Annotated in this window: 11 protein-coding genes and 3 pseudogenes; 11 read left to right on the forward strand and 3 right to left on the reverse strand. The window is 69.1% G+C overall.

Annotated elements, in window-relative coordinates:
* Positions 1–31: 31 nt before the first annotated feature.
* Positions 32–2395 (forward strand): phosphoenolpyruvate synthase, encoded by a 2364-nt coding sequence (ppsA, locus tag LK409_RS05650; RefSeq protein ID WP_010928087.1) that lies wholly within the window; start codon positions 32–34, stop codon positions 2393–2395.
* Between the two features lie 67 nt (positions 2396–2462).
* Here ppsA and LK409_RS05655 read toward each other — a convergent pair.
* Positions 2463–3172 (reverse strand): annotated as a pseudogene (locus LK409_RS05655) (glutamine amidotransferase).
* Between the two features lie 123 nt (positions 3173–3295).
* Here LK409_RS05655 and LK409_RS05660 point away from each other — a divergent pair.
* From LK409_RS05660 to LK409_RS05670, 3 genes and pseudogenes are all read left to right on the forward strand, one after another.
* A pseudogene (locus LK409_RS05660) lies at positions 3296–3723 on the forward strand (NfeD family protein).
* Positions 3724–3776: 53 nt separating this feature from the next.
* Positions 3777–4703, forward strand: a complete 927-nt coding sequence (locus tag LK409_RS05665; protein ID WP_003811759.1) for an SPFH domain-containing protein — start codon at positions 3777–3779, stop codon at positions 4701–4703.
* Positions 4704–4768: 65 nt separating this feature from the next.
* Positions 4769–5921, forward strand: a pseudogene (locus tag LK409_RS05670) (GGDEF domain-containing protein).
* On the opposite strand, the gene smpB reads toward LK409_RS05670, so the two are convergent.
* On the reverse strand, positions 5902–6369 hold the full coding sequence (gene smpB / locus LK409_RS05675) for an SsrA-binding protein SmpB (protein ID WP_010928088.1): 468 nt from the start codon (positions 6367–6369) through the stop codon (positions 5902–5904). The pseudogene LK409_RS05670 and the gene smpB overlap by 20 nt on opposite strands.
* A 65-nt stretch (positions 6370–6434) precedes the next feature.
* On the opposite strand from smpB, the gene LK409_RS05680 reads away from it, so the two are divergent.
* The 7 genes from LK409_RS05680 to LK409_RS05710 all read left to right on the forward strand — a co-directional run bounded on the left by LK409_RS05680 (position 6435) and on the right by LK409_RS05710 (position 11902).
* Entirely contained in the window at positions 6435–6869 is a 435-nt protein-coding gene (locus tag LK409_RS05680; protein WP_003811752.1) for a type II toxin-antitoxin system RatA family toxin, read from the forward strand.
* Positions 6859–7209 (forward strand): RnfH family protein, encoded by a 351-nt coding sequence (locus LK409_RS05685; RefSeq protein ID WP_003811750.1) that lies wholly within the window; start codon positions 6859–6861, stop codon positions 7207–7209. Before LK409_RS05680 ends, LK409_RS05685 begins: the two co-directional genes overlap by 11 nt.
* 196 nt (positions 7210–7405) lie before the next feature.
* A complete protein-coding gene (locus tag LK409_RS05690; protein ID WP_003811748.1) occupies positions 7406–8560 on the forward strand; it encodes an acyl-CoA dehydrogenase family protein in 1155 nt (384 codons plus the stop codon).
* Positions 8557–9729 carry an enoyl-CoA hydratase/isomerase family protein gene (locus tag LK409_RS05695; protein ID WP_010928089.1) on the forward strand — a complete coding sequence of 391 codons (1173 nt, stop codon included), beginning with the start codon at positions 8557–8559 and terminating at the stop codon, positions 9727–9729. The genes LK409_RS05690 and LK409_RS05695 overlap by 4 nt, the downstream gene beginning before the upstream one ends.
* Positions 9730–9776: 47 nt before the next feature.
* The gene (gene mmsB, locus LK409_RS05700) at positions 9777–10670 is read left to right on the forward strand and encodes a 3-hydroxyisobutyrate dehydrogenase (RefSeq protein ID WP_010928090.1); all 894 of its coding nucleotides are present in this window, start codon (positions 9777–9779) and stop codon (positions 10668–10670) included.
* A 45-nt stretch (positions 10671–10715) separates the two neighbouring features.
* Positions 10716–11153, forward strand: a complete 438-nt coding sequence (locus tag LK409_RS05705; RefSeq protein WP_003811741.1) for a PaaI family thioesterase — start codon at positions 10716–10718, stop codon at positions 11151–11153.
* Between the two features lie 59 nt (positions 11154–11212).
* On the forward strand, positions 11213–11902 hold the full coding sequence (locus LK409_RS05710) for a VIT1/CCC1 transporter family protein (RefSeq protein ID WP_003811740.1): 690 nt from the start codon (positions 11213–11215) through the stop codon (positions 11900–11902).
* 9 nt (positions 11903–11911) lie between these two features.
* On the opposite strand, the gene ygfZ is transcribed toward LK409_RS05710, so the two are convergent.
* Entirely contained in the window at positions 11912–12928 is a 1017-nt protein-coding gene (gene ygfZ, locus LK409_RS05715; protein ID WP_010926575.1) for a CAF17-like 4Fe-4S cluster assembly/insertion protein YgfZ, read from the reverse strand.
* Positions 12929–13098 lie beyond the last annotated feature (170 nt).

A 13098-nucleotide genomic window follows, 5' to 3' on the forward strand; every position in this document is an offset into this window, starting at 1 on the left:
CGCTTTCATTCCATTGTAAAAGGTGACTTCAATGTCGTATGTGGTTTCGTTCGAGCAGCTCCGCATGACGGACGTGGACTCGGTAGGAGGCAAGAACGCATCATTAGGTGAAATGATCAGTCAGCTGGCCGGCGCGGGGGTACGCGTGCCCGGCGGCTTTGCCACGACCGCCCAGGCCTTCCGGGACTTCCTGCAGGCTTCCGGTCTGGACAAGCGCATCGCTGACCGTCTCGCCACCCTCAACCCCGAAGACGTACGCGAGCTGGCCAGCGCCGGCGCGCAGATCCGTCAATGGGTGATCGATGCGCCTTTCTCGCCTGAATTCGAACAGGCGATCCGCACCGCATTCGCCGAGCTCGACGCCGACGGCAAGGGCTCGTTCGCGGTGCGCTCCTCGGCGACCGCCGAAGACCTGCCCGACGCTTCGTTCGCCGGCCAGCAGGAGACCTTCCTCAACGTGGTGGGCGTCGACGACGTGCTCGACAAGATCCGCCACGTTTTCGCCTCGCTGTACAACGACCGCGCCATTTCGTATCGCGTGCACAAGGGCTACGCCCACGCCGAGGTCGCGCTGTCGGCCGGCATCCAGCGCATGGTCCGTTCCGACAAGGGCAGCGCCGGCGTGATGTTCACCATCGACACCGAGTCGGGCTTCCAGGACGTGGTGTTCATCACCTCGTCGTACGGCCTGGGCGAGACGGTGGTGCAGGGCGCCGTCAACCCGGACGAGTTCTACGTCTTCAAGCCGTCGCTCGAACGCGGCAACTATCCCATCGTCAGCCGCCGCATCGGCTCCAAGCTGATCAAGATGGAATTCGACCCCGAGCGTCCCGAAGGCCGCGCCGTGCGCACCGTCGATGTGCCGGTGTCCGAACGCAACCGCTATTCGCTGACCGACGACGAAGTCATCGAGCTGGCGCGCTACGCGGTCATCATCGAGAAGCACTACCAGCGTCCGATGGACATCGAGTGGGGCCGCGATGGCGTGGATGGCAAGATCTACATCCTGCAGGCGCGTCCGGAAACGGTGAAATCGCAGCAGGGCGTCAATGACGTGCAGCAGCGCTACCGCCTCAAGGCCACCGGCCAGGTGCTGGTGACCGGCCGCGCCATCGGCCAGAAGATCGGCGCAGGCAAGGTGCGCGTGGTGGCCGATATCTCCGAAATGGACAAGGTCCAGGCCGGCGACGTGCTGGTCACCGACATGACCGATCCCAACTGGGAGCCGGTCATGAAGCGTGCCTCGGCGATCATCACCAACCGCGGCGGACGCACCTGCCACGCGGCCATCATCGCGCGCGAACTGGGCATTCCGGCCGTGGTCGGCTGCGGCGACGCGACCGACCTGCTCAAGGACGGCCAGGCCGTGACGGCCTCGTGCGCCGAGGGCGACGAAGGCCGTATCTACGACGGCCTGATCGAGACCGAGGTCGAGGAAGTGCGCCGCGGCGAGATGCCTCCGATCGACGTCAAGATCATGATGAACGTGGGCAATCCGCAGCTGGCGTTCGACTTCGCGCAGATCCCCAACGCCGGCGTGGGCCTGGCCCGCCTGGAATTCATCATCAACAACAACATCGGCATCCACCCCAAGGCGGTGCTGGATTATCCGAACGTCGACGGCGAGCTGAAGAAGGCGGTCGAGTCGGCCGCCCGCGGCCACGCCAGCCCGCGCGCCTTCTTCGTCGAGAAGCTGGCCGAAGGCGTGGCGACCATCGGCGCGGCGTTCTGGCCCAAGCCGGTGATCGTGCGCATGTCGGACTTCAAGTCCAACGAGTACCGCAAGCTGGTGGGCGGTTCGCGCTACGAGCCCGAGGAAGAGAACCCCATGCTGGGCTTTCGCGGGGCGTCGCGCTATATCGCCGCCGATTTCGAGGAGTGCTTCCGCATGGAATGCGAGGCGCTCAAGAAAGTGCGCGACGAAATGGGCCTGACCAACGTCGAGATCATGGTGCCGTTCGTGCGCACCCTGGGCCAGGCCAGGAAGGTCGTCGAGCTGCTGGCCGCCCACGGCCTGGCGCGCGGCGAGAACGGCCTGAAGCTGATCATGATGTGCGAGGTGCCGTCCAACGCCATCCTGGCCGAACAGTTCCTCGAGTACTTCGACGGCTTCTCCATCGGTTCGAACGACATGACCCAGCTGACGCTGGGACTGGACCGCGACTCCGGCATGGAGCTGCTGGCGGCCGACTTCGACGAACGCGACGATGCGGTGAAGTTCATGCTGCGCCGCGCGATCAAGGCGTGCCTGGCGGCCAACAAGTACGTCGGCATCTGCGGACAGGGGCCCAGCGACCACCCCGATTTCGCGCAGTGGCTCAAGGACGAGGGCATCCTGTCCATGTCCCTGAACCCGGATACGGTGGTGGAGACCTGGCAGCAACTGGCCAAGTAAGCGCCCGGCAGCAGGAAAAAGCCTCGCCCTTGCGGCGAGGCTTTTTTTCGCCGGGCGGCGCGGGCGGCTAGGCGCAGCAGGCCAGGAAGCGGCGCACCAGCGAGGCGGCAAGCGGCGTGGGGCCGGCCGCGCGCGCCAGGCCTTCGACGTCCAGCCCGTGGGCGGCGTAGAGCGCCGCGTGGTGGCGCAGATGGGCGGCGACGAACCCGGGCGTGAACTCGGGGTGGAACTGGGCTGTATAGATGCGCGGGGCCAGGCGCAGCATCTGGTGCGCGTCCTGGGCCGAGCGCGCCAGCACGGCGGCGCGGCGAGCACGGCCTGCTCGTGCATCATCTGGGCGTCGAAGGCGGCCGGCAGGCCGGCCAGCAAGGGGTCCGTGGCGGCCGCGGGCAGCAATTCGACCGGCAGGGTGCCCAGTTCGCGGCCGGCCGGGTTGTCGCCCACCACGCCGCCCAGCGCGTGGGCCAGCAACTGGTGCCCGTAGCAGATGCCGAACATGGGCAGGCCGGCGCCGGCGGCCTGGCGCAGCCAGTCGGCGGCCGCCTCGCTCCAGGGCGCGCGGTCGGTCACCATGGCCGGCGAGCCGGTGATCAGCGCGGCCCGGTACGCGCCGGGCGCGCGCGGCGCCTCGTCCTTGTAGGAGGCCACCACGTGCGTGCCGGCGGCATCCAGCCCGGCGGCCTGGCGCAGCATCTCGGCGTAGCTGCCGTGCGCGGCGCGCAGGGCGGTGGCGGGATTGCCGGTATGCAGGATCAGAACGGGCAGGGCGGCGGTCATGGCGGGGGATCGGGCCGGTGGCGGGAGAGGGGGAACGCCATGATAAAGGCACGGCGTGACAGGCGCGAGTGGCGGGAAATACGTACAATCGTTGCCATATATTGAAACTCGGGACGGAACGCTATGTGGATTTGGTTCGGTTTGGCCGCCGTTGCCCTGATCGGCGAGGTGGGCTCCGGTACGTTTTACCTGCTGCTGGTGGCGCTGGGCCTGGCCGCCGGCGGTATCGCGGCCTGGCTGGGGGCGGACACCTGGCATGGCAACTGGTGGCGTGCGGCCTGGTGGCGCTGCTGGGGCTGCTGGCGCTGCGCCGCACCGGCGTGCTGAAAAAGCGCGAGGTCAACGCCGCGCGCAACGCCGACGTCAACCTGGATATCGGCCAGTCCGTCATGGTGGATGCGTGGTCCGACGCGGGCACGACCCAGGTGTATTACCGGGGCGCGCAATGGCAGGCCGAGCTCGCCCACGGCCAGCCGCGCCAGGCCGGCCGCCACATCATCGCCGAAATACGCGGCACGCGCCTGGTGCTGGCGCCCGCGCCGGCCGCGTAACCATGACCTTGCCCGCCGGCGACGGCAGGCTTCACTAGCAGAGGGTATTTATCATGATCGACGTTTCCACTGTGGTCCTGATTGTCATCGTCATCCTGGCGCTGATGATCGTGGTCAAGGCCATCGCCATCGTGCCGCAGCAGCATGCCTGGGTGGTGGAGCGGCTGGGCAAGTTCGACCGCGTGCTGTCGCCGGGCGCCGGCTTCGTGATTCCCTTCATCGAACGGGTGTCGTACAAGCATTCGCTCAAGGAAATCCCGCTCGACGTGCCGAGCCAGGTCTGCATCACGCGCGACAACACGCAGTTGCAGGTCGACGGCGTGCTGTACTTCCAGGTCACCGATCCGATGCGCGCTTCGTACGGCTCGTCGAACTACATTTCCGCCATCACCCAGCTGGCGCAGACGACGCTGCGCTCGGTGATCGGCAAGCTGGAGCTGGACCGCACGTTCGAGGAGCGCGAGTTCATCAACAGCACCATCGTCGCGTCGCTGGACGAGGCCGCGCTGAACTGGGGCGTGAAGGTGCTGCGCTACGAGATCAAGGATTTGACGCCGCCCAACGAGATCCTGCGCGCGATGCAGGCGCAGATTACCGCCGAGCGCGAGAAGCGCGCCCTGATCGCGGCTTCCGAGGGGCGCCGCCAGGAGCAGATCAACATCGCCACCGGCGAGCGCGAGGCCGCCATCGCGCGCTCCGAAGGCGAGAAGCAGGCGCAGATCAACCAGGCCCAGGGCGAGGCCGCGGCCGTGCTGGCCATCGCCGAGGCGACCGCCAAGGCGATCGAGCAGGTGGGCGAGGCCGTGCGCCAGCCCGGCGGCATGGAAGCCGTCAACCTCAAGGTCGCCGAACGCTACGTGGATGCCTTCAGCAATGTGGCCAAGGAGGGCAATACGCTCATCCTGCCGTCCAACCTGTCCGATGTGGGCGGGCTCATCGCCTCGGCCATGACGATCGTCAAGTCGACCAAGAGCGCGTGAGGTTCGACCCGGGCGCGCCGGCCGCGGCGCGTCCTTTCGCGTCCGCGCCATAGCGTTCCGCCCTCATGCTGGCTCCGGTCACCCTGCTGGTGATTTCCACCCTGTCGAGCCTGGTGACGCTGGGAGTCCTGGGTTCGCTGCTGCGCAGCGCCATCGCGGGCATCCGCGAGCTGATGTGGGCCAACGTGCTGGTGCTGTGCTCGCTGCTGCTGTTCACGCTGCAGGCCAACCCCGCCATGCCGCCGTGGCTGGCGATCCAGGCGCCCAACGTGCTGATCTCGTCCGGCGTCGTGCTGTTTTGCGCCGGCGTCTTCCGCTTCATGCAACAGCGCCCGCCGTGGCGCCTGCTGCTGGGACTGGCGCTGTCGATCGGCGCCAACATCTGGTTCCACTATGTCGACCCCTCGGTCAACGCCCGGGTGGTCGCGGCCTCGGGCCTGCATGCGCTGCTGTGGGGCGGCAGCGCATGGACCATCTATCGCAACATGCCGCTGCGGCGGTCGCGCTACAGCTACTGGTTCGCCGGGGTGACCGCCACCGTGGCCGCCCTGGGCCATGCCTTGCGCACGGCCGTCTACGGCCTGCAGATCGAGCAGACCCAGGGGCTGTTGCAGTCATCGGTATGAAACGTGGCCTTTCTGGCGATCGGCGTGCTGGTCATGCCCAGCATGATGCTGGGCATGATCATGATGATCCACGACCGCATGCTGGCCGAGCGCGAGCGCGAGGCCAACCAGGACTTCCTGACCGGCCTGCTGTCGCGCAAGGCATGGTGGCGCGAGGGCGAGCGCCTGTGCGCGCGCGTTGCGCACGGGCCGGCCGCTGACCCTGCTGGCGCTGGACATCGACCGCTTCAAGCAGGTCAATGACCAGCACGGCCACGCCGCCGGCGATGTGGTGCTGCGGCATTTCGGTTCGCTGGCCACCGCGCTGCTGCGCAGCGGCGATGTCATCGGCCGGCTGGGCGGCGAGGAATTCGTGGCCTTGTTGCCCGATACCGACGGCGACACGGGCGTGAGCGTGGCCGAGCGCTTGCTGGCCAGTGTGCGCGCCACGCCGTGCTCGCACGGCGGCAAGGCGCTGACCTACACGTTCAGCGGCGGGGTGGCGCAATACCGCGCGGGCGATACGCTGCCGGTGCTGGTGGAGCGGGCGGACGCGGCGTTGTACGCGGCCAAGCGGGCCGGCCGCGACCGCATCAGGAATCGCGTTGGTTGACGCGCGTGTCGTGCTTCAGGACACGTTCCTTTTCGCGCTGCCAGTCCTTTTCGCGGGCGGTGTCGCGCTTGTCGTACAGCTTCTTGCCCCGGCCCAGCGCGAAGTCCAGCTTGATGCGGCCGTTCTTGTAGTGCAGGTTGAGCGGAACCAGCGTGTAGCCGCGCTGTTCGACCTTGCCGATCAGCTTGCGGATTTCCTCGGCCTTGAGCAGCAGCTTGCGGGTGCGCGTGGCGTCGGGGCGGATGTGGGTGGACGCGGTAGGCAGCGGGCTGACGTGCATGCCCAGCAGGTAGATTTCGCCATCGCGCACGATGACGTAGCTTTCCTTCAAGTGCACGCGGCCGTCGCGGATAGCCTTCACTTCCCATCCTTCCAGGACCATGCCAGCTTCGTAGCGGTCCTCGATGAAATAGTCGTGCGTGGCCTTGCGGTTATCGATAATACTCATGGAGGCAATGGTAAGGGCGCGCGGTGCCGGTAAAATCCTAGCATTCTAGCCATTTGCGATAGCTGATGCACAAAGTCCAACGATCCGTCCTGGTTCCGTATTCGGCCGCCCAGATGTTCGACCTGGTGGCCGATGTCGAGAAATACCCCGAATTCATGCCGTGGTGCGGCGGCGCCGAGGTGCACTCGCGCTCCGAGCACGGCATGCAGGCCTCGATCCTGATCAGCTTCGCGGGCCTGAAACAGCGCTTCAGCACGCGCAACACGCACGATTATCCGCAGCGCATCGATCTCGAGCTGGTCGACGGGCCTTTCTCGATGCTGGTGGGCCATTGGGTATTCCAGCCGCTGGCCGAGGATGCCTGCAAGGTGCTGTTCACGCTGGAGTACGCGTTCTCCAACCGCGCCCTCGAAATGGTGGTGGGCCCGGTGTTCAACCGTATCGCGGCCAGCTTCATCGATTCGTTCACCAAGCGCGCGCAGGCCAAGTATGGCGAATGACACGCCGGCGCCCGCCGGTTCGCTGCGCGTGACGGTCTGCCATGCATGCCCGGACGGGGCATGGCAGCGCGCCGTCACGCTGCCGGCCGGCGCCACGGTGGCCGACGCGGTGGCCGCCAGCGGCTTTGCCGCGGCGCACCGCGGCCAGGATCCCTGGGCGCATGGCGTGGGGGTGTTCGGCAAGGCGCAGGCGGCTGACGCGCCGCTGGCCGATGGCGACCGGGTGGAAATCTACCGGGGCCTCAGCTTCGATCCCAAGGAGTCGCGCCGGCGGCGGGCCGAGCACCGGCGTGCGCTGGCCGCGCGCGGCGGCAAGGCGCGTCCGGCCGGCCTGCTGTAAGGCCGCGGGCTTCCCGGGGCGATTGCGGCGTCCAGGCGCCCACATTGTCGCCGGCAAGACAGTGCGCGGCCGTTTCGGGCGTAACATACTCGCCAACGACTTACGTTTACGTTAACGTCATGTCGAGCGGCCGCCGGCGATTCACAAGATCGCCACGCAGCCGCATGACCATACCGAGAACATCTGGAGACTGGCCGTGGATTTCGAACTCACCGACGAGCAGCGCGCGTTCGCGCAGGCCGCGCGCGACTATGCACAGGGCGAACTGGCCCCGCACGCGGCGCGCTGGGACGCCGAGGGCATTTTCCCGCGCGAGGCCTTCGCCCGCGCCGGCGAACTGGGCTTTTGCGCCATCTATGCCAGCGAGGAGATCGGCGGACTGGGGCTGCCCCGGCTCGACGCCACGCTGGTCTTCGAGGAGATGGCGGCCGTGGACCCCTCGACCACGGCGTTCCTGACGATCCACAACATGGCCACCTGGATGGTGGGGCAATGGGCCCGGCCGGCGGTGCGCGAGCAGTGGGGGCCGCTGCTGGCCAGCGGCGAGAAGCTGGCGTCGTACTGCCTGACCGAACCTAATGCGGGCTCGGATGCCGGCTCGCTGGCCACGCGGGCCGAGCGCCAGGGCGATGATTACGTGCTCAACGGCGCCAAGGCCTTCATTTCGGGCGGCGGCGATACCGACCTGCTGGTGGTGATGGCGCGCACCGGCGGCGACGGGCCCGGCGGGGTCAGCGCCTTTGCCGTGCCCGCCGACGCCGCGGGCATCGCCTATGGCCGCAAGGAAGAGAAGATGGGCTGGAACAGCCAGTCCACGCGGCCCATCACGTTCGAGCAGGTGCGCGTGCCCGCCTCGCACATGCTGGGCGAGCCCGGCGAGGGCTTCAAGATCGCCATGAAGGGCCTGGACGGCGGGCGCATCAACATCGGCACCTGCTCGGTCGGCGCGGCCCAGGGCGCCATGGACGCGGCGCGCCGCTACATGGACGAGCGGCGCCAGTTCAACCGCAAGCTGGCGCAGTTCCAGGCGCTGCAGTTCAAGCTGGCCGACATGGCCACGCACCTGGTGGCGGCGCGCCAGATGGTGCGGCTGGCCGCCTGCAAGCTGGACGCCGGCTCGGCCGACGCCAGCACCTATTGCGCCATGGCCAAGCGCTTCGCCACCGACATGGGTTTCCAGATCTGCCTGGACGCGCAGCAGATCCATGGCGGATATGGGTATTTGCGCGACTATCCGCTCGAGCGCCTGGTGCGCGATACTCGCGTGCACCAGATCCTGGAGGGCACGAACGAGATCATGCGGGTCATCGTCGCCCGACAATTGCTTGAAAAAGGAGCCGATATCCGATGAATGCGCCCGTGCTGTTTGAAGAACGAATTGCCGACAATGGCGTGCGCCTGGGCGTGGCCACGCTCAATGCGCCGCAGACCCTCAATGGCCTGTCGCTCGAGATGGTCGAGCTGCTCGACGCGCGCCTGCTCGCCTGGGCCGCCGACGCGGCCGTGGCGATGGTCATCCTGCAGGGGGCGGGCGAGAAGGCGTTCTGCGCCGGCGGCGACCTGCACGGGCTGTACCGCAGCATGCGCGAGAACACCGGCGGCGATCCCTGGGCCAATACCCATGCGCGCCGCTTCTTCGAGCACGAGTACCGGCTGGACTACCTGATCCACACCTACCCCAAGCCGGTGCTGTGCTGGGGCCATGGCATCGTCATGGGCGGCGGCGTGGGCCTGATGATGGGCGCCAGCCACCGCGTGGTCAGCGAGACCACGCGCATGGCCATGCCCGAGATCACCATCGGGCTGTTTCCCGACGTGGGCGGCAGCTGGCTGCTCAACCGCATGCCGGGGCGCACCGGGCTGTTCCTGGCGCTGACCGGCGCGCACGTGAACGCCTCCGACGCCTTCTTCGCCGGGCTGGCCGATTTCCGGCTCGATTCGGCGCAGTGGCCGGATTTCTGCGCCTCCCTGCTGAGCCTGCCGTGGGCCGGCCAGCCGGGCGGGCCCGGCACCGGCAACGCGGCGCCGCGCTCGATCAACGACGGCCTGCTGCGCCAGGCGCTGCTGGCGCACGAACCGGCCACGCAGCTGGAGCCCGGCCCCCTGCGCCAGCATTCGTTCCTGGTGAACAGCCTGTGCAGCGGCAAGCGGCTGGACGACATCTACGCCGAGATCGCCGAGCTCAAGGATCACGCCGATCCCTGGCTGGCCAGGGCCGCGGCCACCATGCTGGCCGGTTCGCCCGGTTCGGCGCGGCTGGCGTATGCCCTGCAGCAGCATACGCGGCTGCGTTCGCTGGCCGATGTGTTCCGCATCGAGTACGTGGCCGCGCTGGCCTGCGCGGCGCACGGCGATTTCGCCGAAGGCATCCGTGCGCTGCTGGTCGACAAGGACAGGCAGCCGCGCTGGAATCCCGCCACCCTGTCCGAGGCCAGCGACGACTGGGTGCGCAAGTTCTTTGACGAGCCCTGGCCGGCCGGCCAGCCCCACCCGCTGGCGGACCTGGGCCACGGCGCCTAGGCGCGCCGGTTCGCTCGTTCCCCTATGACGCACAGGAGACAACCATCATGAGCAGCATTGCATTCATCGGTCTGGGCAACATGGGCGCGCCCATGGCGCTGAACCTGGTCAAGGCGGGCCACGACCTGACGGTATTCGACCTGGTGCCGGCGGCGGTCAAGACGCTGACCGACGCCGGCGCGCGCGCGGCCGGTTCGGCCGCCGAGGCGGTGCAGGGCGCCGAACTCGTCATTTCCATGCTGCCGGCCAGCAAGCATGTCGAAGGCCTGTACCTGGGCCAGGACCTGCTGGCCAGCATCGGCGCCAGCGCGCTGGTCATCGAGTGCAGCACCATCGCGCCCGATTCGGCGCGCAAGGTGGCCGCCGCCGCGCAGGCGCGCGGCATCGCCATGATCGATGCGCCGGTATCCGGCGGCACGGGCGGCGCCGCGGCCGGCACGCTGACGTTCATCGTCGGGGGCGAGGCGCCGGCGCTGGAGCGCGCGCGGCCGGTACTGGCCAGCATGGGCAAGAACATCTTCCATGCCGGCGGCGCCGGCGCCGGGCAGGTGGCCAAGATCTGCAACAACATGCTGCTGGGCATCCTCATGGCCGGTACGTCCGAGGCGCTGGCGCTGGGCGTGGCCAACGGCCTGGACCCCAAGGTGCTGTCGGACATCATCAGCAAGAGCTCGGGCCGCAACTGGGCCACCGAGCTCTACAACCCCTGGCCGGGCGTCATGGAGCATGCGCCGGCGTCCAAGGGCTATGCCGGGGGCTTCGGCGTGGACCTGATGCTCAAGGACCTGGGGCTGGCGGCCGAGGCGGCGCTGGGCACGCGCTCGTCCATCCTGCTGGGAGAGCTGGCGCGCAACCTGTATTCGCTGCACAGCCAGGGCGGCAGCGGCGGGCTGGACTTCTCCAGCATCGTCAATCTGTATTCGCCGGGCGAGCGCAACTGATCCCGCCCTGGCCGGGCGGCCAGGGCCATTCCGCGAGAGGCTTGCATGCCTGATACCGAGGCTTTCGAGGCCGCGCGCCAGCGCGTGCACGACAACTTTGCCCGCCAGAGCGTCATGGCGCTGATCGGCGCGCGCCTGGGCGCCGTCGAACCTGGCGAGGTCGAGATCGCGTTGCCGTATCGCGCCGACCTGTGCCAGCAGAACGGTTTCCTGCATGCCGGCATTTCCACCACCATTGCCGACAGCGCGGGGGGCTATGCCGCCTATACGCTGTTCGGACCCGGCGAAGACGTGCTGACATCGGAGTTCAAGATGAACTTCCTGGCGCCGGCCGATGGCGAGCACTTTGTCGCCAGCGGCAAGGTGCTAAAGCCCGGCAGGCGGCTGAGCATCTGCCAGGTGGAGCTGCGCGCCTGCCGCGGCGAGCGCAGCACGCTGTGCCTGGTGGGGCTGATGACCGCGGTGCGGGTGACGCCGCGTTGAACGGCGCGGCGGCCTATACTTGGCGCGCCAATCCCGGCCGCCACGAGTGACGCCTGCCCATGCCCGCCCGATCCCACCATCGCATCTTCCGTTCCGGCTGGCTGCGCGCCGCGGTGCTGGGCGCCAATGACGGCATCGTCTCCACCGCCAGCCTGATCGCCGGGGTGGCGGCCGCGCAAGCCAGCCATGCCGCCATCCTGACTTCGGGCCTGGCCGGCCTGGTGGCCGGAGCGCTGTCCATGGCCGCCGGCGAGTACGTATCGGTGAAGTCCCAGGCCGATATCGAGGCGGCCGATCTGCGGCTGGAACAGAGTTCGCTCAAGCGCAATTCGCGCGAAGAGCTGGAAGAACTGACCGGCATCTATGTCGAGCGCGGCCTGTCGCCCGACCTGGCGGGGCAGGTGGCCCGGCAGCTGACGCGCCACAACGCCCTGGACGCGCATGCGCGCGACGAGCTGGGCATCTCGGTGCACAACCGCGCCCAGCCGGTGCAGGCGGCGCTGGCCTCGGCCGCGTCGTTCGCCGTCGGGGCGGCGCTGCCGCTGGCCATCGCCATGGCGGCGCCGCTGGCGCAACTGATGCCGGTGGTGATCGCCGGGTCGGTGGCCGGGCTGGGCATACTGGGCGCGGTGGCCGCGCGCGCCGGCGGCGCGCCGGTGGGGCCGGCCGCCGTGCGGGTGGTGTTGCTGGGGGCGGCCGCCATGGCCCTGACCGCGGGCGTGGGGGCCTTGTTCGGCGTGGCGGTATAGCCGGACAGCCTAGCCGGCGGCGTTGCCGGCCAGTTCGTAGGGCAGGGGCGCCAGGGCGATGCGCGGGCCCTGCGCGCTGAGCAGCCGCAGGTCGCCGTCGGGCAGGCTGGCCAGGGTGGTTTCGAACAGCAGCGCGAGCTGCCCGTCGCTGCGCGCGGCGTCGACCACGCGTCCGCAGGGTTCGTCCGGCCGCGCGCTGTCGTAGATGTCCTGGCCGGCCAAGGGGTCGGGCAGGTCGGCCGGGGCCTCGGCGATCACGCCATGGGCCATGCGGCGCTTGACCGTGCCGCGGTAATGGCTGCGCGCCACCACCTCCTGGCCCGGATAGCAGCCCTTGGTGAAGCTGACGCCGCCGATGAGGTCGAGATTGACGGTCTGCGGAATGAAGACGTCCTGCGTGGCCGCGCCGATCCAGGGCAGGCCGGCGGCCAGGTCGGCGGCCTGCCAGGCGGACTCGGACGCGCGGCCCAGGTGCGCGGCCAGCGCGCCGGCCCGCTCCAGCTGCGCTTCGGTGGCGATCCACCACCAGCGCGGCTGCGCATCGGCCGAGGGCGCGCCGATCCAGGTGCCGGTGGGCAATTCGGCGCGCTGCCAGGGCGCGGCGGGCAGGGCGCCGCCGGCGGCGTCCTGCAGCGCGGCCAGCGCGGCGGGGGCGCATTGCACGCCCGCCGCCCACGCCGGCACCGGAGCCAGCCGCGCCTTGGCGCGCAATACGAACATGGACAGGCGCTTGAGCACCGCCTCGGCGACGTCGGCGCGCACCAGCGCCTGCCATACCGGGGCGCTTTCGTCGGCCGCGGCGGCCCGCCACATGACCAGCGTGGCCAGCAGGCGGCCCTTGGCGGTGCAGTAGCCGGCCAGGCGGGCGTGGTCGGCGGGCTGGCCGGTGACGTCCTGGGTCAGTTGCCCATGCAGGAAAGCCAGCGCGTCGGCGCCGGCCGCGCCGATGACGCGCAGGCTGGCCAGCGGCGCGCATTGCGCCGAACCATCGGCGCGCGCGGGAATCGAATCGTAGAAAGCGTGCATGGCGGAATTCTAAAAGGGGCGGATGACGCGCACGCGCGAACCGGCGTGGGCCGCGCGGCGTCGAACAAACCCCGATGATACCCGGGGCGGCCCGCGCCGGCCCCTATGACCCGGCTGACCGCGGGGGCGTGGGCGGGCCAGCCGCCGCGCCCGCGATCCATTAAACTTGC

The organism is Bordetella parapertussis (genome assembly GCF_020735925.1).
Lineage (GTDB): Bacteria > Pseudomonadota > Gammaproteobacteria > Burkholderiales > Burkholderiaceae_B > Bordetella > Bordetella pertussis.

Excerpts from the sequence above, each read along its gene's own strand:
- LK409_RS05665 (WP_003811759.1), top strand. The coding sequence starts at position 3,777 with ATGATCGACGTTTCCACTGTGGTCCTGATTGTCATCGTCATCCTGGCG.
- LK409_RS05685 (WP_003811750.1), top strand. The coding sequence starts at position 6,859 with ATGGCGAATGACACGCCGGCGCCCGCCGGTTCGCTGCGCGTGACGGTC.
- LK409_RS05710 (WP_003811740.1), top strand. The coding sequence starts at position 11,213 with ATGCCCGCCCGATCCCACCATCGCATCTTCCGTTCCGGCTGGCTGCGC.
- ppsA (WP_010928087.1), top strand. The coding sequence starts at position 32 with ATGTCGTATGTGGTTTCGTTCGAGCAGCTCCGCATGACGGACGTGGAC.
- smpB (WP_010928088.1), bottom strand. The coding sequence starts at position 6,369 with ATGAGTATTATCGATAACCGCAAGGCCACGCACGACTATTTCATCGAG.
- LK409_RS05705 (WP_003811741.1), top strand. The coding sequence starts at position 10,716 with ATGCCTGATACCGAGGCTTTCGAGGCCGCGCGCCAGCGCGTGCACGAC.
- LK409_RS05695 (WP_010928089.1), top strand. The coding sequence starts at position 8,557 with ATGAATGCGCCCGTGCTGTTTGAAGAACGAATTGCCGACAATGGCGTG.
- mmsB (WP_010928090.1), top strand. The coding sequence starts at position 9,777 with ATGAGCAGCATTGCATTCATCGGTCTGGGCAACATGGGCGCGCCCATG.
- LK409_RS05680 (WP_003811752.1), top strand. The coding sequence starts at position 6,435 with ATGCACAAAGTCCAACGATCCGTCCTGGTTCCGTATTCGGCCGCCCAG.
- ygfZ (WP_010926575.1), bottom strand. The coding sequence starts at position 12,928 with ATGCACGCTTTCTACGATTCGATTCCCGCGCGCGCCGATGGTTCGGCG.